The 23,822-nt window shown below is 62.7% G+C and carries 23 protein-coding genes; 15 read left to right on the forward strand and 8 right to left on the reverse strand.

Annotation, left to right across the window (positions count from 1 at the left end; translation table 11 throughout):
• Window positions 1-27 precede the first annotated feature (27 nt).
• The 8 genes from BLW71_RS36025 (at window position 28) to BLW71_RS36060 (ending at window position 7,155) form a co-directional block, all read left to right on the forward strand.
• Window positions 28-363, forward strand: a complete 336-nt coding sequence (locus tag BLW71_RS36025) for an ArsR/SmtB family transcription factor (protein WP_091808213.1) — start codon at window positions 28-30, stop codon at window positions 361-363.
• Complete coding sequence (locus BLW71_RS36030; RefSeq protein ID WP_091808215.1) at window positions 360-812, forward strand: SRPBCC family protein; 453 nt, start codon at window positions 360-362, stop codon at window positions 810-812. Before BLW71_RS36025 ends, BLW71_RS36030 begins: the two co-directional genes overlap by 4 nt.
• A 39-nt stretch (window positions 813-851) precedes the next feature.
• Window positions 852-1,490, forward strand: a complete 639-nt coding sequence (locus BLW71_RS36035; protein WP_091808217.1) for a glutathione S-transferase family protein — start codon at window positions 852-854, stop codon at window positions 1,488-1,490.
• 36 nt (window positions 1,491-1,526) lie between these two features.
• Window positions 1,527-1,736, forward strand: coding sequence for a hypothetical protein (locus tag BLW71_RS36040; RefSeq protein WP_091808219.1), 210 nt, complete (start codon window positions 1,527-1,529; stop codon window positions 1,734-1,736).
• Between the two features lie 131 nt (window positions 1,737-1,867).
• On the forward strand, window positions 1,868-2,857 hold the full coding sequence (locus tag BLW71_RS36045; protein WP_091808221.1) for an aldo/keto reductase: 990 nt from the start codon (window positions 1,868-1,870) through the stop codon (window positions 2,855-2,857).
• Window positions 2,858-3,439: 582 nt separating this feature from the next.
• The gene (locus tag BLW71_RS36050) at window positions 3,440-5,623 is read left to right on the forward strand and encodes a M1 family metallopeptidase (protein ID WP_091808223.1); all 2,184 of its coding nucleotides are present in this window, start codon (window positions 3,440-3,442) and stop codon (window positions 5,621-5,623) included.
• Window positions 5,624-5,835: 212 nt separating this feature from the next.
• Window positions 5,836-6,780: a metallophosphoesterase family protein gene (locus BLW71_RS36055; RefSeq protein WP_091809284.1), complete on the forward strand. Its 945-nt coding sequence runs from the start codon at window positions 5,836-5,838 to the stop codon at window positions 6,778-6,780.
• A 30-nt stretch (window positions 6,781-6,810) separates the two neighbouring features.
• Window positions 6,811-7,155 carry a cupredoxin domain-containing protein gene (locus BLW71_RS36060; RefSeq protein WP_091808224.1) on the forward strand — a complete coding sequence of 115 codons (345 nt, stop codon included), beginning with the start codon at window positions 6,811-6,813 and terminating at the stop codon, window positions 7,153-7,155.
• Between the two features lie 219 nt (window positions 7,156-7,374).
• Here BLW71_RS36060 and BLW71_RS41275 read toward each other — a convergent pair whose 3' ends face one another.
• On the reverse strand, window positions 7,375-7,806 hold the full coding sequence (locus BLW71_RS41275; protein WP_143048423.1) for a hypothetical protein: 432 nt from the start codon (window positions 7,804-7,806) through the stop codon (window positions 7,375-7,377).
• A 22-nt stretch (window positions 7,807-7,828) separates the two neighbouring features.
• On the opposite strand from BLW71_RS41275, the gene BLW71_RS36065 reads away from it, so the two are divergent.
• From BLW71_RS36065 to BLW71_RS36075, 3 genes are all read left to right on the forward strand, one after another.
• On the forward strand, window positions 7,829-8,521 hold the full coding sequence (locus BLW71_RS36065) for a hypothetical protein (RefSeq protein ID WP_091808226.1): 693 nt from the start codon (window positions 7,829-7,831) through the stop codon (window positions 8,519-8,521).
• 40 nt (window positions 8,522-8,561) lie between these two features.
• Complete coding sequence (locus BLW71_RS36070) at window positions 8,562-9,626, forward strand: GGDEF domain-containing protein (RefSeq protein WP_091809286.1); 1,065 nt, start codon at window positions 8,562-8,564, stop codon at window positions 9,624-9,626.
• A gap of 231 nt (window positions 9,627-9,857) precedes the next feature.
• Window positions 9,858-10,748: a phytochelatin synthase family protein gene (locus BLW71_RS36075; protein ID WP_091809288.1), complete on the forward strand. Its 891-nt coding sequence runs from the start codon at window positions 9,858-9,860 to the stop codon at window positions 10,746-10,748.
• Window positions 10,749-10,911: 163 nt separating this feature from the next.
• Here the strand turns inward: BLW71_RS36075 and BLW71_RS36080 are convergent, their stop codons facing one another.
• From BLW71_RS36080 to BLW71_RS36100, 5 genes are all read right to left on the reverse strand, one after another.
• Complete coding sequence (locus BLW71_RS36080) at window positions 10,912-12,336, reverse strand: DUF1254 domain-containing protein (protein ID WP_091808228.1); 1,425 nt, start codon at window positions 12,334-12,336, stop codon at window positions 10,912-10,914.
• Between the two features lie 195 nt (window positions 12,337-12,531).
• On the reverse strand, window positions 12,532-12,975 hold the full coding sequence (locus BLW71_RS36085) for a VOC family protein (protein ID WP_091808230.1): 444 nt from the start codon (window positions 12,973-12,975) through the stop codon (window positions 12,532-12,534).
• A 126-nt stretch (window positions 12,976-13,101) separates the two neighbouring features.
• On the reverse strand, window positions 13,102-14,691 hold the full coding sequence (gene glgA / locus BLW71_RS36090; RefSeq protein WP_091809290.1) for a glycogen synthase GlgA: 1,590 nt from the start codon (window positions 14,689-14,691) through the stop codon (window positions 13,102-13,104).
• A gap of 315 nt (window positions 14,692-15,006) precedes the next feature.
• Window positions 15,007-16,479 (reverse strand): sodium:solute symporter family protein, encoded by a 1,473-nt coding sequence (locus BLW71_RS36095; RefSeq protein WP_091808232.1) that lies wholly within the window; start codon window positions 16,477-16,479, stop codon window positions 15,007-15,009.
• Window positions 16,476-16,691, reverse strand: a complete 216-nt coding sequence (locus BLW71_RS36100; RefSeq protein ID WP_091808235.1) for a DUF3311 domain-containing protein — start codon at window positions 16,689-16,691, stop codon at window positions 16,476-16,478. The genes BLW71_RS36095 and BLW71_RS36100 overlap by 4 nt, the downstream gene beginning before the upstream one ends.
• A 365-nt stretch (window positions 16,692-17,056) precedes the next feature.
• Here BLW71_RS36100 and BLW71_RS36105 point away from each other — a divergent pair, with 365 nt between their 5' ends.
• From BLW71_RS36105 to BLW71_RS36115, 3 genes are all read left to right on the forward strand, one after another.
• A complete protein-coding gene (locus tag BLW71_RS36105; protein ID WP_091809292.1) occupies window positions 17,057-17,734 on the forward strand; it encodes a MarC family protein in 678 nt (225 codons plus the stop codon).
• Window positions 17,735-17,805: 71 nt separating this feature from the next.
• On the forward strand, window positions 17,806-18,639 hold the full coding sequence (locus tag BLW71_RS36110; RefSeq protein ID WP_091808237.1) for a class II glutamine amidotransferase: 834 nt from the start codon (window positions 17,806-17,808) through the stop codon (window positions 18,637-18,639).
• Window positions 18,640-18,654: 15 nt separating this feature from the next.
• Window positions 18,655-19,515: an MBL fold metallo-hydrolase gene (locus BLW71_RS36115; protein ID WP_091808239.1), complete on the forward strand. Its 861-nt coding sequence runs from the start codon at window positions 18,655-18,657 to the stop codon at window positions 19,513-19,515.
• Window positions 19,516-19,533: 18 nt separating this feature from the next.
• Here the strand turns inward: BLW71_RS36115 and BLW71_RS36120 are convergent, their stop codons facing one another.
• Both BLW71_RS36120 and BLW71_RS36125 read right to left on the reverse strand, forming a co-directional pair.
• Entirely contained in the window at window positions 19,534-21,288 is a 1,755-nt protein-coding gene (locus BLW71_RS36120) for a cobaltochelatase CobT-related protein (RefSeq protein ID WP_091808241.1), read from the reverse strand.
• Between the two features lie 5 nt (window positions 21,289-21,293).
• A complete protein-coding gene (locus BLW71_RS36125) occupies window positions 21,294-22,523 on the reverse strand; it encodes an AAA family ATPase (RefSeq protein WP_091808244.1) in 1,230 nt (409 codons plus the stop codon).
• A 181-nt stretch (window positions 22,524-22,704) separates the two neighbouring features.
• Between BLW71_RS36125 and BLW71_RS36130 the strand changes: the two genes are divergently transcribed.
• Window positions 22,705-23,811, forward strand: coding sequence for a porin (locus tag BLW71_RS36130; protein WP_091809294.1), 1,107 nt, complete (start codon window positions 22,705-22,707; stop codon window positions 23,809-23,811).
• Window positions 23,812-23,822: the final 11 nt, after the last annotated feature.

The raw sequence follows: 23,822 nt of genomic DNA on the forward strand, positions 1-23,822 counted from the left end.
GCGCGTTCAGCGTCTATAGTTCACCATATGGTGAAGTCTCCAGTCAGTCAACTCGATCGTACGTTTTCCGCCCTCGTGGACCCCACGCGGCGGGCCATCCTCGCGCGTCTCGAGCGCGAGCCCGGTCTGTCGGTCACGGAAATCGCGCGTCCGTTGCCGCTCAAACTGCCCGCCGTCATGAAGCACCTCGACGTGCTGAGCGACGCGGGTCTGGTGGCGCGCACGAAGCATGGCCGAACCGTCACGGTAGAACTGGTCCCCGGGCCGATGGAAGAGGCCATGGCGTGGTTGCGGCGCTATGAACGCTTCTGGTCCGCGAGCCTCGACCGGCTTGCCGATTTTGTGGAGGGTAACGAAGAATGATCGAGGAAAAGCCCAGCCTGACCCTCGTGCGGCGCATTAAAGCGCCACCCGAAAAAGTCTACGCGGCATGGACGCGGCCGGCGTTGATGGCGCGTTGGTGGGGGCCCGACGCCGGACCGGTGTTGAGTGCCGAAGCGGACCCTCGCGTGGGCGGTCGCTTTCGCGTGGTGTTCCAGACGCTGGATGGCGAAACGCACGACTGCCGCGGTGAGTACCAGGAAGTCGAAGCAGACCGCAAGCTCGTATTCACGTGGGAGTGGGTGACGTTGCCGGAACGCCGGTCGCTGGTCACGATCAGATTTCGGCCGATCGAAGAAGGCACCGAACTGAATTTCACGCACGCGCAGTTCTTCGACGAAGCCGCGCGCGACGGTCATCGCACCGGCTGGAACGGTGCATTCGAGAAGCTGGAAGCACTGTTCGCCGAACTGGAAAACGCGGGCGAATAAAGCACATTCCGGGCAAGTCAACGCATATCGAGGTCCACTATGAAGCTCTACTATGCTGAAACGCTGTCTCCCAGAAAAGCCTGCGCAATGGCTGGGTACTTAGGGTTGCCAATCGAATACGTCTTTGTCGATCTGCGCAATGGCGAGCAGACGAGGCCCGCCTATCTGGCGATCAATCCGAACGGCAAGGTGCCGTGTCTCGTCGACGGCGATAAGAGCATTTGGGAATCCGATGCGGTTATCTGCCACCTTGCGCAGCGCGCCGAATCCAGACTGTGGCCGCGCGACGCACAGCAGCAGATCGAAATCACGCGCTGGTTCAGCTGGAATAATCAGCACCTATACCGGCACGCGGGTTCGCTTTATTTCGAGTATCTGATCAAGCCGTGGGTCGGACTAGGCGAGCCCGAGCCTTCGAAGGTTGCAGAAGCTCAAGGGTTTTTCCGCAAACATGCCGCCGTGCTGAACCAGCATCTAAAGGGGCGCAAGTGGCTGCTGGGTGATGACATGTCGGTCGCGGATTTCTCCGTGGGCGTCACGCTGCCGTACGCAAAAAGCGCCGCGATGCCGCTTGACGAGTTTCCGGAAGTGCAGCGCTGGCACGATCAGTTGAACGCGATCGATGCATGGCGCAATCCGTTTCCGGCGCGGCCAGAGCGCGCCACAGCGAATGCTTAAGGAGGCGTCATGTGCTGCGCGATAGTTGCCCTCACAATGACCTTGCTGTCCAGCTGGCAAAGCGTGTCGGGTTCGCTCGCCGGTCGAGGCGGGCGGCTGCGCCGGATCGCGATCGTGGTCGTCGCGATCGGCGCCGCAGCGGGGTCCGCCATGGCGGCGGATCAGTTCGCGGCGGCAGGTCGTGGCGAGTCGTCTTTTATGGCGCGGCGTGGCAGCATGCCGATCTGCGGTCGCTTCATCCGCTAGCGGGGGTGTTGCGCATGATCGCGCAAGTAGAACACTTTGCGGCTGTGCCGCATTAGCCGGCGCTCAACGTGCCATGCCGATTTGCCGTATCGTACAGAGTCACTGTATTGCGCGCGAATGGAGGGCACGTCATGGCACTTTCGTCGAAAGACGCTGCAAGGCTTTCCGGCAGACGCCGTTTTCTGCACACAGCGAGTAGCACGGCAATCGGCCTGTCGGCTTCGCTTGCTTTGCCGAGGCTGGCCCCGGCGCAAACGCCAGATCAATCTCAAACCGAATCCACGACGCCGTTGCCGCGCATGGCGCAACGCGTGATTCCCGCGACAGGGGAGCGACTGCCTGTGGTCGGCTGCGGCACATGGCGTACCTTCGATGTCGGCAACGATCCCGCCGCTCGCGCACAAATTGCCGGCGTTCTGCGCATTCTGTTCGAGGCCGGCGGTTCGACGATCGATTCTTCGCCGATGTACGGTTCTTCGGAAGCGGTCGCCGGTGCGTTGCTCACGCAACTCGACGCGCACAATAAAGCCTTCGTCGCCACCAAAGTCTGGACCGAAGGACGCGAAGCGGGCATCGCGCAAATGGAAGAATCATTGCGCCGCTTTCAGCAACCGCGCATCGACCTGATGCAGGTGCATAACCTGCTGGACTGGCGCACGCAACTCGCCACATTGCGCGACTGGAAAGCGCGCGGCCGGATTCGCTATATCGGCATTACGCACTACACGTCTAGCGCATTCGATGAAGTGGCGGCCGTCATGCGCAACGAAAAGCCCGACTTCGTACAGGTCAACTACGCGGCGGACGACCGCGCCGCAGAGACGCGCATCTTGCCGCTTGCGGCGGAGTTCGGCATTGGCGTGGTGATCAATCAGCCCTTCGGCGGTGGCGGCCTGCTTGCACGCGTCAGCAAAACGCCGCTGCCTGAGTGGGCTGCGGAAATCGGCTGCACGAGTTGGGCGCAGATTCTGCTGAAGTTCGTGCTCGCGCAGCCGGCGGTGACGGTGGTGATTCCGGGCACCGGGCGTCCGCAATACATGGCGGACAATGTGCGGGCCGGTTCGGGCCCATTACCCGACAAGGCCATGTGCGCGCGAATCGTAGCGGCGGTGAACGGATAGCGCATTATTCGCGCCGAATCCTTTTCTGAACTCTCCAGCTAGTTCAAATTAAAACCTCGCCGTAGGTTATTCAGCTGCATGGTCGCGCCATAACATAATCCGAACAAAAGAAAAATAAGCTTTCCCGTAGTTGCAGGCGATATTGCGAGTCTTAGAGGATTAACTCGATCTCATTACCGAAGCCATTCGGTTCGCATACGCATTGCCCGGCTGAAAGAAAGTTTGTGAAAGGAAGTTGACACGGGAACGTTTGCCAAACTAGGCTACGCACTGTCGTCAAAAACTGATCTCGGATTTCGCTATCTGCCCGGAGACGCAGGTAAGCCGCCGCTTTGCCGGTCAGTTAAACGATTGAATGAAAGCCGACAAAAACGGCCGAAGCTGTCTTTGTGAAAGCATTGTAATAAACGCGTAGCGCGATTTGAAAATCAGCCACAAGTGCTGAGGCGCCAACACGTCCAAATATTCTCGCTAGCAATTCGGTGCTAGTGCGGGAGACCTTTTTCTCTGAAAAACAGAGAAAACAAGCTGAACCACTCAACGCACTTTCTTTATACCGATATTGTCAGTCGAGGATTAATAATGCGTATAAATTTCCGATTGCAGATGCAGTGCCTCGCACTCGCCGGAATTGCGGTTCTGGCGGGATGCGGCGGCAGCGACGGCTCGTCGTCGTTGGCGAGCAAATCCGGGCAGACACCCGCGACCGCGCCGGCTGCCTCCGAGGTGGCGCTGACCCCGCCCGCCGCGCCGGTCGTTGCGGACACATCGATCAACAAGACGGTGCCACCGGTCGAATTGCCCGACACGGTTACGCCGATCAACTACAAGCTCTGGTTCCGGCCGAATCCCGCGCTGTCTTCGTTCGATGGCCGGGCCGACGTGCAGATCAAGGTGCAGAAGGCGGTCAACGCGATCACCATCGCCGGGCACCGGGTCAAGTTCACGAATGGCACGATCACGCTTCAGCCGGGCAACATTGCGTTGATCGCCACGCCGCAGGACGACGGCGATTTCTACCAGCTTCGCCCCGTGAGCGGGCAGATCGCCGCCGGCAACTACTCGCTGCATATGGAGTGGAGCGGCATCATCAACTTCAAGACTTACGACGATCCGGTCGCGAAGACCGGCGGCAGTTGCGGCGATGATCCCTATCCGGGTTGCTCCGCGGCGGAAGGCGTGTTCCGCGTCGATCTGAAGTCAACGGATGGCACCACGAGCGGCGCGATTCTCACACAAGGCGAATCGAACCTGGCGCGCCAATGGTTCCCCGGCTGGGACGAGCCGGCCTTCCGGCCGACCTACGAGGTGAGCGCGGAAGTGCCGCAAAACTGGAACGTGGTCTCGAATGCGGCGGAGAAGCCCGCGGTCAACGTGGATGCAGGCTACAAGCTGGTGTCGTTCGAAAAGACGCCGCCCATGCCGTCGTATCTGCTGTTTTTCGGCGGCGGCCAGTTCGACATTCTCGAAGACGACTTCACAAGCCCGCTGCCCGACGGCAAAGGTCTGCATCTGCGCATCTTCACACCGCCCGGCATGCGCGATTGGGCCAAACCGGCCATGCAGCAAACCAAGCAGGCGCTCGATTACTACTATCGCTACACCGGCATTCCGTTGCCGCTCACCAAGTTCGACACGATCGCGGCCAACGACGCGTTCAAGGAGCAGAAGGACCTGAACTTCGGCGGCATGGAGAACTGGGGCGCGATTCTCGAATTCGCCGACGATATTCTGCCGGCGCCCGGCACCACCATGTCCGATTACGGCGTGACGGTGCTCACACACGAAGCCGCGCATCAATGGTTCGGCGACCTCGTCACGCTCGACTGGTGGGACGACGTCTGGCTCAACGAATCGTTCGCGACCTTCTTCGAGAACAAGACCAAGGTGCGCTTCTTCCCGGACCGCTTCAGCTGGGTCGACGACGTGAAGAACAAGTACGCCGTGATCAATGCGGATCTGAAGTCCACCGCGTTCCCGGTGCAGCCGAACTTCAACGGCTGGGCTTCGAATGACTTCGTGCTGAGCGCGAGCGCCTTCACGTACGACAAGGGTGGTCACGTGCTGAAGATGCTGGAGAACTATCTCGGCGAAGAAGTCATGCGCAAGGGCTTGCAGTCGTACCTCGCCGACTATTCGCTCGGCAACGTCACGCCGAAGCGTCTGTGGGACGAACTGGCGAAGGTTAGCGGTGAGCCGATGGTGGCGATCGGCGACAGCTTCGTGCGGCAGACCGGCGTGCCTCTGATTTCGCTCGATACGCAATGCGACCTGACGACCAATCAGACCGTGGTCACGCTGAAACAGGCGCCGTTCCCGAACCAGAATCAGTATCCGGGTACGCAGTGGACCATTCCGCTGACGCTCGCGTACGGTGACGGGCTGGCTTCACGCAAGACGCTGGCAATGAAGGACACGCAAACCCAGGTGCGTCTGAACGGCTGTTCCGCGGTGCTCGCCGATCCGAGCGGTCTCGACTACTACGTGACCAACTACAGCAACAATGCATGGAGCCAGCTGCTGGCGCAGGGCAATGCGCTGAAGGATCCGGTGCTGCTGACCAGTCTGCAACTCGAGGCGAAGCTGCTCGTGAAAAACGGTCTGGCGGATCCGTCGCGCGCCACGAGTATCGGCTCGCTGAGTCCGGCGGCCGCGCCGCTTGCGCATCAGTTGATGATGGCAACGCCGACGACGCAGTCGCTGCGTCCGACGATCCGCTATCAAGGCAAGTTGCGGCAGAAGCCACAGGCGCAGCAAGCTCAGTAAGCAGAAGGTCAGAGTAGCGCAGCGGCCCGCCTCGCCATGCAGCGAGGCGGGCCGCTTTTTCGTTGCAGCTGTGCCGACTGACAAAAAAGACCTGCGCGATGGATTACCCCGGGAATAAAACCGGGGCCGGTCCAGTCATGCCTGACGAACCGATCCGCAAGGGCCGCCGGATAATCCGCGGCCCGTCTGCGACTCTTTATCGTGAGGTCAACATGTCGTCAGATCATTCGTTCGACGCGTCGCGTCGCGGCGCGCTGAAGTGTCTTGCATTCGGTGGCCTGGGCACCGTATTCGTTTTGTCCGGCGGGATACTGACGCCGGTGGAACTGGCGCTCGCCGCGGACCAGAAATCGTCCGCGGCTAGCTCCGGCGTGCCGCTTTTCCTGCAGATCAGCGACTCGCACATCGGCTTTAACAAGGAAGCCAACCCGGACGTGGCGGGCACGCTGAAGCAGACCATCGAGTACGTCAACGCGATGCCGGTCAAGCCCGCGCTGACTATTCATACCGGCGATATCACGCACCTTTCCAAACCTGCGGAGTTCGATCTCGCGGCCCAGTTGATGTCCGGTCTGAAGATCACCGAGCTGCATACCGTGCCAGGCGAGCACGACGTGACGGACGGCCCGGGAACGGAATACTTCAGCCGGTTCGGCAAGCCCTCGGACAACAAGGGCTATTACAGCTTCGACCACCAGGGCGTGCACTTCGTCGGCCTCGTCAACGTCATGCACTTCAAGCCGAACGGCCTGGGCGGTCTGGGCGACGAACAGCTCGAGTGGCTCGAAAACGATCTGAAGGGGCGTTCGTCCAGCACACCGATCGTCGTGTTCGCGCATATGCCGATGTGGACGATCTACGAGCCGTGGGGCTGGGGCACCGGCGATGCCGGCCAGGCGATGACCTATCTGAAGCGCTTCGGCTCGGTGACGGTGCTGAACGGCCACATTCATCAGATCGTGTCGAAAGTGGAGGGCAACATCACCTTCCATACGGCGCGCTCGACGGCCTATCCGCAGCCGACGGCCGGCAACGGAACCGGCCCCGGACCTTTGACGGTGGCTAGCGACCAGCTCCCGAAAATGCTTGGGGTCACCAGCATCAAAGTCACGCGGCATCCGCTCAAGGCGACGCTGAACGACACGACACTGGTTTGATCGATACTTTCTTCTTGCAGGAGATCAGTTATGCAAACTAAAAACATTCGCCGCGTTTTTCTCGTAATGGCTGCCAGTTCGGCATTGTTTGCGGCATTGTCGGGGTTCTCGGTGGCGCGGGCGGAAACGCCGAACGCGGTCGTCATCAAGAACTTCATGTTCTCGCCGATGGAACTGACGGTCAAAGCCGGCTCGACTGTGACCTGGAAAAACCTCGACGGCGAACCGCATACCGTCGTGAACGACGCGGGCATGTTTCGCTCCGCCGCGCTCGATCAGAACGACACTTACCAGTTCAAGTTCGACAAGCCAGGCGTGTACAAGGTGTTTTGCGGCATCCACCCGAATATGAAGGAAACGATTACCGTGCAGTAAGCGCCGAAATAGGAGAGATCCCGGCGCGGCCTTCGCCGTGGGAACGGCAAGATGCGACGACCCGGGTTTCCACACGCAGTCTCCACACTCAAAATAACAGTAGCCGCCTCGCGCCGAAACCGAGCTTCCAGACGCCAGCGCGAGCGTCGCCGGCAGGCGCGCGACACGAGGTGATTGACCGGTGCTCGTGGAGGCGGGATGCGGCGTTCTCCGCGCCGATCAAGGCAAGCCACGCGCGCCGCGATTCGATCTGATCCCGCGCGAGTGCAGGCGGTGCTTGTCATTGTTTGCAGCCAATGGCCGGATATCGGGAATGGCACTTGCGTTTAAGACATGAGACGTCAAGCGCGAGCAAGCCATTGCGCCTGAGCGTGGCTGTCGCATCACCCCACAGCCGTCCGCTCGATGCCCGCCGCGTGCGGCTTGCACGGCCTGCAGACGCACCTTGCGAAGGCTGCCGACACCGCGCTCGACTACCAGCGTCGTAGAAGTTTTACCTGTTTCTCCGACGCAACCCTGCCTCGCCAAGACGCCGTTTAAAGCGCAGCATTGCCGTGTTGTTCTCGTGCGTTGAGGGGGGCTCAATTCGTCGAGCGGCTTTGCCTCGATCTGCAGGATCGTGTGAATAAAGCCTGCCGACAGATCAGACATAAGGATTTCGGAGAGTACTGCGATGTTCAATGATCCCAACTTGCCCCACTCTCTGGCCGCCGGCCTGGATGTCGGCGGCCGAATGAACGGTTTGCCACTTTCCGCTGCGCCGCCGCGGTTCGGACGCTTCGCCATGTGCGTGGCTGTGGCCAGCGCGCTCGCGATCGGCGTGATGGGTACGGTGGCGTACGGTGTCTGGTTCAATCACGATCAGAAGGCCTACACCGAAGCAATGGCCGGCGCACGGCAAGCGCTCGGTAGCGGCGCATCCGGGAGTGCGGCAGTGGTTGCACGAACCAACGGCGCGACATCGTTGCCGTCAGCGGCGGCGGAACGCAGCCCGACGGTGACGGCAGCGCCAACCGCCGACGATCCGGAAGCGGGCGGGCAGTTAGCCACCTTCTCTGGTGAGGTCAAGCGGCATTCGCCACCGACGGTCCAGACAAACTTCGTGACAGATGCGGCGCCCGACGCGCCTGCTTCCTCTGCCAGCGCGGCCCGACGTTCGGCAAGCGTCGGCACGCCTGCCGTGCAGCAAGCGGCCCCGTCGCGAGCGGGTAAAGATAGTCGTGCAACGCCGCAGGAGCGCCGTACGACCTTGGCGAACGCGAAGCATAAAGACAACGCGTTCACCCGCATCGGGCTCTTTTTTCGTCGAGTGAACTATCGGCAGCATGGCAACGCAAATCGGCAAGACATCTATTCCCATCCCTGAGCGACGCCGTGGCGCTCGCATGGGTCCGGCAGGCGCCTTCATGACCCGGTTCAGGCGGGCGCCCGCCATATTGGCCGGCGCCTCGCTGGTCTGTCTGCTGGCTGGTCTTCTGTATCTCGCCTCGCAGATCAGAACGATCTTCTCCGATCAGTTGAAGCAGGAATACGCCGGGCTCGTGCTCGAAGCGGCAGGGCGCGCGGACAGTGCGCGCGCCATGGTCGAGGTATGGCGGCAACGCCCCGGTGATCGCGAGGCGCAAGCGCAGGGTTACCGGCAGGCACGTGCCGAACTCGCCGATCGCCTCGGGGCGCTCGCGGCATTGGTGAACGCCAGCCCGTCTGCTGCGCCGCACATGCCCGGCTCAGCGTTGATGGCTGACGCCAGTCTGAGCGAGACCGAAGCGCTGCTTGCCACGGTCTCCGCGTATTGGCGGACACAGCGCGATACCAACGGCGCGGACATACGCCTGCGGGTTGCCCACGTCGCGAACGTGCTGATCGCGCTGGCTGCGCTGCTGTTCTGTTTGTTGCTCACCGCGCTCGGCATGTACGCCAAACGCAATCGTCAACTGGTGGGCGAGTCGTACGAATTCGAGTACGCCGCGTTGCACGATCCGCTCACCACGCTGCCGAACCGGCGCCAGCTGTTCGCCGTGCTCGACGATGCAGCGGCGAACCATCAGGCAGGACCGGCGCCTCGCAAAATCGCCGTGCTGTATGTGGATCTGGATGGTTTCAAGCAGGTCAACGACTCGCATGGCCACCGTGCGGGCGACGAATTCCTGATCGCGGTATCGCGGCGTTTTCGCGAGTCGGTGCGCAAACGCGATGTTGTCGCGCGCATTGGCGGCGACGAATTCGCGGTACTGATACACGAATTCTCCACCGCCGACGAACTGGCCGAGGTTGCCCGGCGGCTGATTGCGTGCGTGGTGGCGACCGATGAGCAGATGGGACTCGGGCTGGTGCGCGCGAGTATCGGCATTGCCAGCTTTCCCGACCTCGTCGGCGATTACCAGCGTCTCGTCGCCGCGGCGGACGAGGCGATGTACCGCGTCAAGCGCAGCGGCAAAAACGGTTACGCTTTCACGGCGAAAGCTGACTGAGCGCACACTCGGCGCGTGTGTGCATGTTTGCGTGTGCGCATCCTCGGTGCGGAGCAGGGTTGTGCCTCTTCAGCTTCACTTTCCGCCCCGGCATTCGAATACCCCTACGCGATGACCTCGCGCACGCTGAGCTTTGTTTCGTGTTACAAAAACGAGGCTCGACGACGTGTGCATGATTCATGCGCCGGCGCGATCGTGGTCGATGCGAATTCGGTCCCAGCGGAAAGATCCATGTCCAGATATTCAATGATGCGCGCCGTAGGGCGCTTGAAGCAGCCGGAGTGGCTCGTCGCCATTCTGGTCGCTGCCTTGGCTGCCTGCGCGCCGGTGCCTCCCGCGCCTGTTCAACCCGTCGCTCAATCCGTCGCTCAATCCGTCGCGCAACCGGCTGTCATTCAACCGGCCGCACAGCCCGGCAATCAGGCCGGCAATCAGCCCGGCGCTCAGGCTACAGCCCGCACGGCCGCAGGGTCGCTGCCGGTCCCGCCAAACCTGGTTGCGCTGGCGCAGCCGGCCGGTCAGAAACGATTGACGGGTGCAGCGTCCAACCAGTCATACTGGCCGCTCTCGCAGTATTTCGAAACCCAGCGTAACGAAGCCTATTGCTCCGTGGCCACGTCGGTCATGGCGCTGAATGCACTGGGCATTCGCCGGCCCGAGTCGACGCAATACCCGGATTTTCCGTTCTTCTCGCAGGACGATTTTTTCCGCGCAATCGATCCGCAGGTCGCCAACGCCGCGCAGGTGTCGAGGGAGGGCATGACGCTCGACCAGCTCAGCACGGCCCTCACTGCATTTCCGGTCGCGGTCAGGAAATATCACGCCGCAGACCTGTCGCTCGGTCAGTTCCGCGATATCGTGCGCGCGACCACGGCGCACAACGACCGCTTCGTGCTGTTGAATTTCCGGCGCATGGAAATCGGCGAAGCGGGTGGCGGACACTGGTCGCCGCTCGGCGCTTACGACTCGGCGAGCGACAGCGCGTTGCTGCTCGATGTGGCGCGCTACAAATATCCGGCCGTCTGGGTGCCGGTCGCGCAGTTGTACGCAGCGGCGCTGGCGGTGGATAGCGTGAGCGGACTGTCGCGCGGCATCGTGATTATCGGCAAGCGGCAGAATTAGAAGCGGGTTGCCGATGCATCGAGAAGACTTCGACGTGACGCGTTCAGTGCGAGCCATTCATGGCTCGCACCAGGCACCTGGCACCAGGCACCTGGCACCAGGCACCAGGCACCAGGCATTAGACAGCAAGCAGCACGCAGCACGCATCACACACGCGCCAAACCTATTTCACCCGCTTCACCACCGGTGTCTTCCACTTGCCGTCCAGCAGCACAGGTTTGGGCCAGTAGAAGCGCATGGTGATCATGAACGGTCCATCCGGCGCAGGCAGCCAGTTGGCCTCTTTGCCCTTGCCCGGCGACTTCGCCTGAATATAGATCGTCAGGCCGCCATCGCGATCCTTCCTGAGTTGCGGCAGCATGGGCGAATTGATCAGATAGCGATCGATCGGATTCTTCACGAGCAACTGACTGGGCAGCGCGTACATGGTCACCGACCAGAACGCATTCACAGGCGGCAATTGTCCCTTCGGAAACCGCAGCACGTAGCGACGCTGACTGCCGTCGAGGGGCTGGCCGGCCGAATCCTTGTCGAGCACCGGATACAACGCCTCCTCGCGCGAGTTCGCGCCGATGCCGACCTGGGTACCGGTGGCGCGCGCCACGTAGTCGTTCTTCAGATACTCGCGCGAGCCGAATAGCGTGTCGGTCTTGCCGCCGAGTGAAGCGCGCCTGTCGTCGATCGCCTTCTGACCATCCTGCATGCCGGCCTGAAAGGCCGCTTTCTGCTCGGGCGAGAGCGCGTTGACATCGAACCGTTTGCCGGGCACGACGCCGATCTGTGCAAAGCGGCTGCGCAGCCCCGCTTCGTCCGGATTGACCGGCGCGAATTGCAGCACGAAGGCAAGTTCATTGAAGAACTCGAGCGATGTCCGCGCGGTGGCCGGTGCGATCGGCTTGATCCACTGCACTGGCGGCGCGGTGGGTGCGGGTTTGCTGCCGGTGAACGCCGACAGCGTTTGCACCTTGTAGCCCGCTTGAATCTGCTTGACGTTGTCGAGGTCGTCCGGATTGAACAATTGCGTGCGCCCGACCACGTTCACGAGATCGGTCTCGGAACGGATGACCTGCGTGATGCCATTGGGCGTCTGCCCGTTCCAGCGTGGTCCCGCGATCAGGAACGTGCCGCCGTTGTTGCCCGTCGTGCGGCTGCCGATATACGCGAAGTTGAAGGTGTAGAGGTCCATCAACTGGAACACGAAGTAGCGCTTCGGGTCCATCGGCGGGACGGTGATCACCACCGGTTCCGCGCGCAGGTCGAGGCCGGCGAACGAGTAAGGTGTATCGGAGTTGGGTGTGACGAAGGCGGTGTCGTCCGGCGTGAAGACGCGCGAGATGTTCAGGATGGAATTGAACGGGCCTTTGTATTGCGGGTTGGTGGAGTCCACCGAAAACGCATACATGATGCCGTATGAATCGACCATTGGCGTGCCGTAGAGATAGGCGTCTTTGGCGATCGAGCGGATGTCGGCGCTGCTGGCGGTGACCGGGGCGACAGGGGCTCTGGCGAAGTCGTTGGTGGGCGCCGTCTGGCAGGCGGCGAGGGCGATGGCCAATAGCGCGGCAGCGATAGTTCGTGTTCTGTACATTGCGACCCTTGCGAAGGCGCCGTGCAAGACGGCAGCGAGATCATTCGGACAGCGCGGGATAACAGAGGCAACAGCAAACCGGACTCGCAGTGCAGACGTTCTGCACGCCGCAGCTTGCCTAATGCCGGGGCAAGCTGTCAAGCGGCTTTCGGCAGGCGGGGTGGAAAAAGTGTGGGAGCGCGAAAGGCCCGCGCGTCATGACGTCATGCGTGGCGAATCGTCCGTATGCGCAGAAGAAGCCGGTGACGTGTCGACCCATGAACTGTTCTGCAAAACGATCCGATAGCCATCCGGATCTTCGAAAGTTTTGCCCTGACGGTCCCAATAGGGATTCTCAGATTCGCAGGCCATTGCGCCGAGCGCTTCGAGCCGTTCGACGGCCGCACACCATGCATCGCGCTCAGGCAGATAGAGCACGAGAAGGTGCTCGGTGGTCGGCGCCCGGTCCACGGTCACGCCGTGTTGATGCGTGAACTCGATGTGCCAGGGGCAGCCTCGCCGTCCCACGATGACGCCATCGAAGCCCGCGTGATTCTCGAAGCGCGCGAGGACTTCGAAGTCCAGCCCGCGGGTGTAGAAATCGGTGACCTTATGCAGGTCGTTAGTGGGGCGGGCGACCCGGAGAACGGGCGAATGCATCGGCGACTCCACGAAACATGGGCAGGCCGCATAGCATAACGTGTCAGTTGCGGCGCGTAGCCGATAACCTTAGCCGGGTGCCTCAAACCGATTACGAAACTTGATTACGAATCCCCCATCACGCCACTACGCGCTGCGCGCCATCTCGCCGAGGCCCGCATTGAAGTCTTCCCTGCGGCCACTCGCAGCGGCAGCCGCCCGCGGCCGAACCGCAGTCTTGCGAATCCGCGTATCGCGCAGCGCCGGACGTGCATCCACCAGATCCGCGTACAGCGCGAGATAGTTCGAAGTCGACGTGTCCCAACCGAAGTCGCGGCTCATCGCGTTACGCTGCAACACGTGCCACGACGACGGCTCCACGAACGCGGACAGCGCGCGGCCCAGTGCATGCATGACGTCGTCCGGGCCTTCGCCGTCGAACAGGAAGCCGGTTGCCTTGCTGTCGCCGCGAGGATCGTACGGCAGATAATCGACGATCGTATCGGCCAGGCCGCCGACACGCGACGCCACCGGAATCGTGCCATAGCGCATCGCGTAGAGCTGCGTGAGTCCGCAGGGTTCGAAGCGGCTGCCATGCAGCAGAATGTCCGCGCCCGCATGCAGCATGTGCGCGCGCCGCTCGTCATAGCCGATCTGCACGCCGACGCGCCCCGGCCATGCCGCCGCGATGTCCTGCAGTGCCTGTTCAATACCATGCTCGCCCTGACCGAGAATCGCGAACTGCAAGCGCGGATGCCGTTCGAGCAGCGCCGGCAGCGTATGCACGACGACATCGGCGAGCTTCTGTTCGGTAAGCCGGCTGCCGATCGCGACCAGCGGCGCGAACGGATCGCGCGTGAGACCGAAGGCCTGCTGCAGTTCACGCTTGCAGGCCTGCTTGCCGGCGGTGTCGTCGACGGAATAGGGGCGGGCGATGAGCTTGTCGGTGGCGGGATTCCAGACCGTCGTGTCGATGCCGTTGACGATGCCCGACAGCTTGCCCGCCTGCGCCTGCAATACGCCTTCCATGCCGTGGCCGAAACGCGGCGTCAGGATTTCGCGTGCATAGCGGCGGCTCACGGTGGTGACGCGATCGGCATGCACAATGCCGGCTTTCATCATACTGAGCGAGCCGTAGAACTCGATGCTGCGTTCGTCCGACAGCGCGGGCGCCAGCAATTCGGGCGGCACGCCGATCCAGCCGCCCATGGCGAGCGGATGGTTGCCCTGGAACGCGAGGTTGTGAATCGTGAACACGCTTTTCGCGGCAACGCCCGCGAGCCGCAGGTAAAGCGGCGTGAGTCCTGCATGCCAATCGTGCGCGTGCACGATGTCGGGGCGCTTCACGTTGCGCACGCCGCGCGCCACCCGCGCGGCCGCTGCCGCGAGCGAGGCGAAGCGGGTCAGGTTGTCCAGGTAGTCGCGTCCTTGCGGATCACGGTACAGTCCTTCGCGCGCGAACAGGTGATCCATCTGCAGAAGCAGCACCGGTATGCCGGTGTCGGGCATCTGGCCGCGCAGGAGCCGTGCGTCGCCGCCGGGCAGGCCTGTCATGCGCGCGACCGGCGCGACCTCGACGGCGCGTTCGAGCGCGGCCGGATAGGCGGGCATCAGGATCGAGACATCGACGCCGGCATCGCGCAGAGCGGCGGCGTATGCACTGACCATGTCGCCGAGTCCGCCGGATTTGGCGAGCGGCAGGGCTTCGGAAGCGACGAGAAGAACGTTGAGCGGCAAAGCGGCCCCCAAGGACGGGATTTGTGCACTTGCACAGTGCGGTGAGATGCGTTGAACTGTCCTTTCAGCAAGGGGTGTGCCTGATGTTTGGGTCGTTATTGTGGCGGCGCGCAAGGTTTGTGTTGCAGTGCGGACAAGCGGCTTTTTGGCTGCGGGCGCCTATTTAAATGTCTTGACCGTGCGCCGCACGGCGATGCGTTTTCTTCATTCGTGTGTAGATTTGACTTTCTGTTTCTCGACGCAGGCGCGGGGCTTGAAATGAAAAGGGGCTGTCGCCGAAGCGACAGCCCCTTTCGACAACTGCCGGAAAAAGTCTTAATGCACCGGCGCGTGGGTCTGCTCGACCGGCCGCGGCTGCGTCATCGCGCTCACCGCCGCGAACACGATGATATTCACCGCCAGCGCGAGGAACCCGATATTGACGTCCTTCAACGCGTCGGGCAGGAACGGCATCAACTGACCGACGCTCAGGTGCATGGTCGTCGTCACGGCCACCACCGCCACGCCCGCCAGAATCCCGCAAAACGCGCCCTGTTTGGTCGCGCGGTTATGCGGACGCAGGCTGCAGATCACCGCGGGGAATAGCTGGGTAACGAAGCTGTAACCCATCAGCAGCAACGCCACGATGGTTTCGCCGCCTTGCAGCGTGAAGCCGACCGCCACCAGCGCCACGACCGGCACGAGCACACGCGCGAGCGTCGCCACCGTGGCGTCCGACGCGTTGCGGTTCACCATGCCGCGATACACGTCGTTGGCGAGCAGCGTGGACGCGGACGTGAGGATCATCGAGCCGGGCACCAGCGCGGTCAGAATCCCGGCCGCGCCGATCACGCCGACGAACCACGGGTCGAAGGTCTGCAACGACAGGCGGAACAACGACAGGTCGATGTCGCCGCCCTTCAGACCCGGCACCTTCAGGGTCGCCGCAAAGCCCACGAAGAACACGAACAGCAGAATCAGCTGGTACAGCGGCAGGACCATCGCGTTACGGCGGAAGATGCGTTCGTCCTTCGCGGTGAAGATGGAACCGAACGTATGCGGCCACATGAAGAAGCCGAGTGCCGTGAGCAATACCGTCGACTGGAACCACGTCACGCTCGAGCCCTTGGCCGGGAAGGTCAGGAACCCGGGGCGCGCGGCGTCGATCGCGTGGAACATCTCGCCGAAGCCGCCGTAATAGTGCAGCGGCAAATAGATGCCGAGGAACAGCACGATCGCCAGAATCAGCAGATCCTTTACCACCGAATTCCACGCCGAGCCGCGCACGCCCGAAACGATCACGTAAGCGGTCACGACGCACGCGCCGATCCACACGGCCGCCGTCGACGAAATCGCCCCGTACGAGGCCGTCGCCACGATAATGCCGAGCCCCTTCAGCTGCAGCACGAGGTAGGGAATCAGCGCAGCGACGCCGACCAATGCGACCAGCGTGCCGAGCGCGGGGCTTTCGTATTTGCGCGTGAAGAAGTGCGGCTGCGAGACGAGCCGGTGTTTTTTCGCATAACGCCAGATGGGCGGCAACATCCAGTACGAAAGGATGTACGCGAGCGTGCCGTAGGCCAGAATGTAATAGACCGGCGCGCCCTTGCCATAAGCAAAGCCACTGCCGCCGAGGAAGGTGAAGGTCGTATAGATTTCGCCTGCCATCAGCAGGAACACGAAGGCCGTGCCGAAGCTGCGGCCGCCCACGGTCCATTGTTCGAGACTCATGTCGTGGCCGCGCTTGGCGCGCACGCCCAGGTAAAGCGCAAACAGCGTAATCGCCGCAATGATGATGAGTGCGCTCATGAGCTGGCCTCCTCGCCATCCACGGCGAGCTGACGGTTGGACGGGTCCAGACGGTAGATGATCGCCATGATGATCGAACTGAGCACCACCCACATGACGATCCAGGCCAGCACGAATGGCATGCCGAGCATCAGCGGCTCGACACGATTTACAAACGGGACACCGAGCAGAATGCCGATGAACGGCAGCGCGGCGAGTACACGAAGCAACATGGGGGGCAACTCCTCGAACTGGTAAGTACGTCTCGTTGAAAGTGCGGCTTCGCTGGGGACTGTATGCCTGATGCTTTGGTCGCGTAAAGCAGGTCAAAAAAGTGTAGGCTTTCTGAAAGTTGCGGGCGCACCTTCATGGGTTCCGGTTGCTGCGTTGCAAGGCGGCAAGCGCGGCGTGGCGCGCCGCGGCACACGCTCAAGCGCCGGGCTTTTTTACGATCCTGGTTGGCGCGCCGCGATATGATCTCGCCACGCAACGCAAGCGTCATCGGAATCGCCGGAGAGACTCCGGTTTCATCAACATGGCGCGGCGCGCCGGGTACACAGACGAGCTACCCGAGCCGCCGCTCGACACGGAAACGCATATGGTCGAAAGTCTGATCCCGGACATTCTGTTTGGCTTTACCGGGCTGATCAGCATCATCAACCCGATCGGCATTGCTTTCGTCTTCCTCGACCGGACTGCTTCGTTGAGCACGGAAGAGCGCACGTTGCTGGCCCGCAAGATCGCTATCAACGTGGTGTGTGTGCTGCTGGTGGCGTTCTTCATCGGAACGCCGATCCTGCATTTCTTCGGCATCTCCATGCAGGCGCTGCGCATTGGCGGTGGCCTCGCCGTCGCCGTGGGCGGCTGGCAGATGCTCAACGCGCCCGACACGCAACCAGGCGAGCAGCCGGCAGTCAAACGGGTGGACGCGGACAACGCAATGTCGAAGGCGTTTTTCCCCTTTACCATTCCGTTGACCACCGGGCCGGGCTCGATCGCCACCGCCATCGCGCTAACCGCGAACCGCACGCATAAGCTCTCGGAGTTCGTGATTTCGAGCATTGCGTCGGTCGTGATCTCGCTCGCGGTGGCCGTCACGGTGTATCTGGTCTATAGCCGCGCGGTGATTTTCGCCAAGTATCTCGGCGTGGAAGGCACCAAGGTCGCCATGCGTGTATCTTCCTTTTTGCTGCTGTGCATCGGCGTGCAGATCATGCTGACCGGCTTCTCCGAATTCCTGATTCCGATTGCGACACTGCAACCGGTGGTCAAATAGACGCATCCCCGGCGGCCTGCCTGTTCCGTCCGGCACCGGGGGCGCTCACGCACCCGACAGGAGAACACTCCATGTGCCGTTGGCTCGCTTACACGGGCAACCCGCTTCAACTGGAAACGGTGCTGTTCAACGCCAAACACTCCTTGATCGACCAGAGCCTGCATTCGCGGCTTGGCTACACCACGACCAATGGCGACGGCTTCGGCATCGGCTGGTACGGCGATCCGACGGATATTCCGTTTCGCTACCGCTGCATCCAGCCGGCGTGGAGCGATCGCAATCTGCGCGAAGCCGCGCGGGCGATCCGCGCACCGCTGTTCGTCGCGCATGTGCGTTCAGCGACGGATACACCTTCGCAGGAAACCAACTGTCATCCATTCCGTCACGGCCGGTGGCTCTTCGCGCACAATGGTCTGATCCGCAACTATCCGGCCGTGCGCCGCGATCTGATGGTGAAGATCGACCCCGATCTGTTTCCGTCCATCGAAGGTTCGACCGATTCCGAGGTGATGTTTTTCCTCGCGCTGACCTTCGGTCTGGAACTGGCGCCGGTCACCGCGCTAGAGCGGATGGTCGCCTTCGTCGAGCAAACCGGCCGCGAGCACGGCGTGGATGAACCGCTGAACATGACGGTGTGCGTCACCGACGGCGAGCAGATCGTAGCGGTGCGCTATTCGAGCGAAAGGCAGTCACGCTCGCTTTTTCACAGCACCTCGTTCCGTCATCTGCACGAGCTGTATCCGGACGATCCGCGCATTGCGGCGGTCGGCGCGAATGCGTTTTTGGTGTTGTCCGAACCGCTCGCGGACTTGCCGGGCTGGTGGGAAGAGATTCCCGAAAGCACGGTGGTGGTGGCGCGCGGCGGCCAGATCGAACAGTATCCGTTCAAGCCGCAAGCGGCGTGAGTTGAGGAGCCGACCATGACGCCTCAGATCGAAGCGTTTTACGATGCCACCACCGGTACTTTCACCTATGTCGTCTACGCGTCCGAAGGCTCGGCGTGCGCGGTGATCGATCCGGTGCTCGACTACGATCCGAAGTCGGGCGGTACGTCGACGGAGTCGGCGGAGCGCGTCGTCGCGTTCGTCAACGCGCATGAGCTGCGTGTTCAGTGGCTGCTCGAAACGCACGCGCATGCCGATCACCTGTCGGCCGCGCAGTATCTGAAGGAAGCCCTGGGCGGCGAGATTGCCATTGGCGAGAGCATTCGGATCGTGCAGAGCACATTCCGGCGCATCTTCAATCTCGGCGAGGACGTGCCTGCCGACGGCCGCCAGTTCGACCATCTGTTCCAGCCGGGTGAGACGTTCAGCATCGGCGAGTTGAGCGGGGAGGCGTTGCATGTGCCGGGCCATACGCCGGCGGACATGGCGTACCGGATCGGCGATGCCGTGTTCGTGGGCGACACGCTGTTCATGCCGGACGTCGGCTCGGCGCGCTGCGACTTTCCCGGCGGCGATGCCCATACGCTGTACGAATCCGTGCGCAGGCTGCTCGCGCTGCCGCCCGACACGCGGCTGTGCATGTGTCACGACTATCCGCCGCCGTCACGCGGGCCGCAATGGCAGACCACGGTGGCTGAACAGCGGCGCGGCAATATTCATTTGCACGACGGCGTGAGCGTGGCGGAGTTCGTGGCGATGCGCACCGCGCGCGACCGCACGCTCGGCATGCCGACGCTGATTCTGCCGGCCATCCAGGTCAATATCCGCGCGGGCAGCTTGCCGGAGCCGGAAGACAACGGCGTGCGTTACCTGAAGATTCCACTGAACGCGTTTTGAGCCGCGTGGGCGCCGGCGTTACCGCGTGAGCAGCATCGAACTGAGTACGGAGAACACCGTCGCGGGCAGTTCGGCAAGGCGGCTCACTACCACGTTGTGCGGATAGAAGTCCTCGACCGCGTCGGTCAGTACGCCGATTCCGACCAGTTCGATACCGCGCTTGCCGATGGCCGCGACGCGCTCGCGCAAATCGCTGCGCAACACCTGCGGATCGCCGTCGCCGGTGGACGGGTAGCCATCGGAAAACACCATCAGAATGCGCCGTTCGGCCTGGTGATCGGCAAGCCGTGTCGCGGCCCAGGCCAGCGCCTCGCCGTCCGGATTCTCGTGCCCGCAGTCGATGGCGGCGATCCCGCTCATGTCGGTCGCGCCGAAGCGTTTATAGACTTTCAGATCGAGTCGTTCGACGAAGCGGTTATAGCGCCGTAAGTCCGCGCCGGTTGCCCGCTGCCGCTCATAGAGCTGCTTCATCGGCACGGATTCGACCGAACAATAGCCGAGTACTTCGCAGTCGAACGACAACTGCGTCAGTGCATCGCACAAGGCGGCCGCGCACTGGCGCGCGAGTTCGATCTTGCGCCCGGCCATCGAGCCGCTGCGGTCGATCAGCAGCGTCACGGCCACGTCGCGTCCTTTGGCGGGCCGCTGCGTGCGAAACGGCGTGCGGTAGCCGGGCGAGGTCGCGAGCTTCGCCAATGCGGTGCGATCGATCTCGCCGCGCTCCTGCTCGCGGCGCCAGCGCGTGCGTTCGTCGGCGCTCAGCGCGCGTTCGAGCTTTTCCTTGAGCGGCGCGGTGTCCGCGCGCGCTTGCGTGCGTAGTTCGCGCCACGCGGCGCTGTCGCCCTGGCCCGTGAGATCGCGGATATCGTCGAATTCGGTGGCGAGCGGAATCGACAGCCGGGCTCGTGACGCGTCCGCTATCGAGCCGGCTGCTTCGCCTTCGGAACGCTCGGAGGGCTGCTGCGCGTCCGCGAGCGATTGACCCATGCCGACCGCGTTGTCCGCCTGCGCGCCACTGCTTCGATCGGACGGCGGCGAGGTCGCGCTGTTCTGATCGGGCCGCGTGGTTTCGTCATCGTCGCGCGGTGCGGACGACGACGCGGCCGTTTCCGTATCGATGTCTTCGAGCGGATCCGCGGTGAACGCCATGCTGTTCACCTCGCCTGCGGACAGCGCCCGCACGCGCGCCACGAGCGCCTGCGCCGCGGCAATGCTCTGCGCGGTCGAACGGCTCACGCGCGCCTCATCGAGCAAGTCCTGCGCGGCATGTAACGCGGCGAGCAGCGACTGGCTCGCTTCAGTCCGGGTGGGCGGCTCGTCCCACAATGCGCGCTCCACCAGCCAGACCAGCCGGTCGCGCCAATGCAGCTTTGGCCAGCGTTGCAGCACGCGCTCGGCGGCATGCAGGCGCAACCTGCCGATGAACCAGCGCGCGCCCGGATATTCGTCGAGCAATTGCCCGCACACGCGGCGGTCTTCGACAACTTGCGCGAGAGTCGCGACGATGCCCGCGGGCAGCGCGTCGAGCTGCGCGAGCGACGCATGCTTGGCGCGCGCGACCAGCAGGTCGAGATAGCCGATCAGCACATCGCGCTCGACCTCGCCATTCAACTCGTAGGCGGGAATCACGATCCGGCCGGGTTCGACGCGCGGACCGTCCGGACTGAACGCGACCGTCACGCCGTACTGACCGGTCAGCACGCGGGCGACCTTGCTGAGTGTGGATTCGAATGCGAAGCCGCGCGTGTCGCGCAGATTGCGCGTGGCGTGCATGGTGTTCAAGCGTCGGCGGCAGGCGCGATGTGATGACGGATGATGCCGCGAATCAACGCGGCGTCTTCCGGGCTCACCTTCGCATAAATTGCCGGGCCGGCTGCGCGTTCGGGGTCGCCCGTGCGCAGCATCAGTTCGGCCCAGTCGAGCAGGCGCCGGGTGGAGAACGCACTCGACAGGTCTTCGCGGGCGAACGCCGCGCGGCAGTCGGCGGCGATCGCGGCAAGCGTGGTGGCGAGCGCGCGCGTCATGTGCGGGGCGAGCGTGGCCATCAGCACGTCGGCTTCTTCAGCGGGTGACAGATAGTCGAGTAGATAGACGCGCCAGCGATCCAGAAACGCCTCGTTCATCAGATTGGCGCCCTGATACAGATGCCGGAACTGACTCATTGCGCCGACCGCGTTTGCCGTGGCGAACAGCCGGAAGGCCGGATGCGGCGCGACGATCTCGTTGCCTTTCTCCTTCAGCACGAGGCGGCCGTGCGGTTCGAGCACGGCGGTGAGGGCGGCGAGAATGGACGGCTCGGCAAAATCGATTTCGTCGACGATCAGCCAGAGTCCTTCGCGCATGGCCGTGGGCAGTACGCCGTCCACCCAGATCGTCTCACCGCCCTTGACCGTCCAGAAACCGACAAAGTCGCCAACGGTGGTCTGCCCGTTCATGTTGGAGCGCAGCACGCCGTGATGCGAACGCGCCGCGACCTGTTCGATCAGGCTGGTCTTGCCCGCGCCGGTATGGCCGATCAGCATCACGCGCCGGTTCTCGACAATGTCCTCGACAATGTCGTTAAAGCGCTCGGAGAACAGATAGGCCGGGTTCAGGCGCGGCACGAGCGGATTGCCCACGCCGCAGGGCACATCCACACGACCGATGCGCACGGTCTCGCCGGTGCCTTCGACCTGCCGGTGTTTTGCCGCCGCGGTCCGTGCCGCGGCGCGCTGCAATTCCGGCATGAAGGCGACGCGCCCGGCCGCGGATTGCTCGCTTGCGGCATTGTCCGTCTCGATCGCGAAGCCTTCGCGGCGCCATTTCTTGAGCTTCGCGCGCAGATTTTCCGCATCGACAACGAGATCGATATCGACCGCGCCAGGTTCGCCGCCGTTGTCCACGCCATGTTCGAGGCGATAGTTTTCCGGCCGGTCTGCCACACTGACGCGCCACCATTCCGCACCGCCTTCCGTTGCGCGTTGGTAGAGGCCAAGATTTTCGTCTTCGGTCAGTTCGGGCGCGTTCATGGCAAAGGTTGAATAGTCAATGACGAATAGTGCGTTGCGATTTGGCTGACGCCGAATGACCGACTATCTTATCTTGAGCGGCTTTCGAACTGCCAATTGCATTCCAGGCTGGCCGGCAGCTTCGAAACATTCGCAGTCCGCTTTGCCCCACATCGCGACAGGACAAATCGAAGGCAAAACAATGAGACTACATACAAAACTCATGGCTGCGCTGGCCGTGGCAAGTCCGCTGGCATATGGCCAAACTAGTGTGACGCTATATGGCCGCCTCGACGCGGGCCTCGAATATCTGGATCACATCAACAACGGCGCGGGCGGCAGTTCAAGCCGCTGGAGCGCGGAAGGAGGCGATTGGGGCACCAGTATGCTCGGCCTCAAAGGCAATGAAGACCTGGGCGGCGGCCTGAATGCGATCTTCAACCTCGAAACCGGCTTGCAGGTCATGAACGGCACGACAAGCGGCGGGCGGCTCTGGTCACGGCGCGCGTTCGCGGGTTTGAAGAGCCAACAGTGGGGCACGTTGCAGGCCGGCCGTAATCTGTTTATCGACAGCGACGGCGTGTGGGAATTCGACCCGTTCGTGCAGCAGGCGTTTTCGTCGGCCTCGCTCGTGCGCGGGCGCAACTGGCAGCAGACGAGCAACAACGTCGAGTATCACAGCCCGGTGTTCTGGGGTTTCGACGTGCAGGCGCAATATGCGTTCGGCAACCAGCCAGGCGCGTTCAATAGCGGCGCGGTGGGCGAGTTCGGCCGCTCGGACGGCATCATGCTGACGTACCACTCGCCGCTCTTCGACGTGCGCGGCATCTACGACGAACTGCGTGACGTCAACGGCCACTTCAGCAACATCTTCCAGGCGTCGCGCGAATATTTCGTGGGCGCGAACGTGCGCCTCGATTCGCTGAAACTGCAGGGCGCCTACACGCATTACTCAGCGCCCGATTCGCCGGCCGGCGTGGCCGACACCGCGGATCACTACTGGCTCGGCGCGACCTACACCTTCCAGCCCCGCTGGGCCGTGACGGCGGGCGGATTCTACGTGAAGGTCGGCGACGGATCGGGCGACGCCGCGCACGATCCGTCCGGCCACGCGATGATGTACGTGCTCGGCACCACCTACAACCTGTCGAAGCGCACCTTCCTGTATGGCACGGTGGGTTACGTGCACAACGGCAGCAACTCGAATTTTTCGCTCGAAGCTTCGCCTCGCGATGCGGTTGGCAACACGAGTCCGCTCGTCGGCGAATCGCAAACCGGCGCTTATGTCGGGATGCTGCATCAGTTCTGAGGTCTGTCTGC

Source organism: Burkholderia sp. WP9, assembly GCF_900104795.1.
Taxonomy (GTDB): Bacteria; Pseudomonadota; Gammaproteobacteria; order Burkholderiales; family Burkholderiaceae; genus Paraburkholderia.

Bases quoted from the DNA above. Each gene is read 5' to 3' on its own strand.
- BLW71_RS36040 (WP_091808219.1), top strand. From the start codon at position 1,527: ATGACCTTGCTGTCCAGCTGGCAAAGCGTGTCGGGTTCGCTCGCCGGT.
- BLW71_RS36085 (WP_091808230.1), bottom strand. From the start codon at position 12,975: ATGCATTCGCCCGTTCTCCGGGTCGCCCGCCCCACTAACGACCTGCAT.
- BLW71_RS36095 (WP_091808232.1), bottom strand. From the start codon at position 16,479: ATGAGCGCACTCATCATCATTGCGGCGATTACGCTGTTTGCGCTTTAC.
- BLW71_RS36105 (WP_091809292.1), top strand. From the start codon at position 17,057: ATGGTCGAAAGTCTGATCCCGGACATTCTGTTTGGCTTTACCGGGCTG.
- BLW71_RS36115 (WP_091808239.1), top strand. From the start codon at position 18,655: ATGACGCCTCAGATCGAAGCGTTTTACGATGCCACCACCGGTACTTTC.
- BLW71_RS36065 (WP_091808226.1), top strand. From the start codon at position 7,829: ATGTTCAATGATCCCAACTTGCCCCACTCTCTGGCCGCCGGCCTGGAT.
- BLW71_RS36050 (WP_091808223.1), top strand. From the start codon at position 3,440: ATGCGTATAAATTTCCGATTGCAGATGCAGTGCCTCGCACTCGCCGGA.
- BLW71_RS36125 (WP_091808244.1), bottom strand. From the start codon at position 22,523: ATGAACGCGCCCGAACTGACCGAAGACGAAAATCTTGGCCTCTACCAA.
- BLW71_RS36075 (WP_091809288.1), top strand. From the start codon at position 9,858: ATGTCCAGATATTCAATGATGCGCGCCGTAGGGCGCTTGAAGCAGCCG.
- BLW71_RS36045 (WP_091808221.1), top strand. From the start codon at position 1,868: ATGGCACTTTCGTCGAAAGACGCTGCAAGGCTTTCCGGCAGACGCCGT.
- BLW71_RS36100 (WP_091808235.1), bottom strand. From the start codon at position 16,691: ATGTTGCTTCGTGTACTCGCCGCGCTGCCGTTCATCGGCATTCTGCTC.
- BLW71_RS36025 (WP_091808213.1), top strand. From the start codon at position 28: ATGGTGAAGTCTCCAGTCAGTCAACTCGATCGTACGTTTTCCGCCCTC.
- BLW71_RS36055 (WP_091809284.1), top strand. From the start codon at position 5,836: ATGTCGTCAGATCATTCGTTCGACGCGTCGCGTCGCGGCGCGCTGAAG.
- BLW71_RS36060 (WP_091808224.1), top strand. From the start codon at position 6,811: ATGCAAACTAAAAACATTCGCCGCGTTTTTCTCGTAATGGCTGCCAGT.
- BLW71_RS36035 (WP_091808217.1), top strand. From the start codon at position 852: ATGAAGCTCTACTATGCTGAAACGCTGTCTCCCAGAAAAGCCTGCGCA.
- BLW71_RS36110 (WP_091808237.1), top strand. From the start codon at position 17,806: ATGTGCCGTTGGCTCGCTTACACGGGCAACCCGCTTCAACTGGAAACG.
- BLW71_RS36080 (WP_091808228.1), bottom strand. From the start codon at position 12,336: ATGTACAGAACACGAACTATCGCTGCCGCGCTATTGGCCATCGCCCTC.
- BLW71_RS36030 (WP_091808215.1), top strand. From the start codon at position 360: ATGATCGAGGAAAAGCCCAGCCTGACCCTCGTGCGGCGCATTAAAGCG.
- BLW71_RS36130 (WP_091809294.1), top strand. From the start codon at position 22,705: ATGAGACTACATACAAAACTCATGGCTGCGCTGGCCGTGGCAAGTCCG.
- BLW71_RS36120 (WP_091808241.1), bottom strand. From the start codon at position 21,288: ATGCACGCCACGCGCAATCTGCGCGACACGCGCGGCTTCGCATTCGAA.
- BLW71_RS41275 (WP_143048423.1), bottom strand. From the start codon at position 7,806: ATGTCTGATCTGTCGGCAGGCTTTATTCACACGATCCTGCAGATCGAG.
- BLW71_RS36070 (WP_091809286.1), top strand. From the start codon at position 8,562: ATGACCCGGTTCAGGCGGGCGCCCGCCATATTGGCCGGCGCCTCGCTG.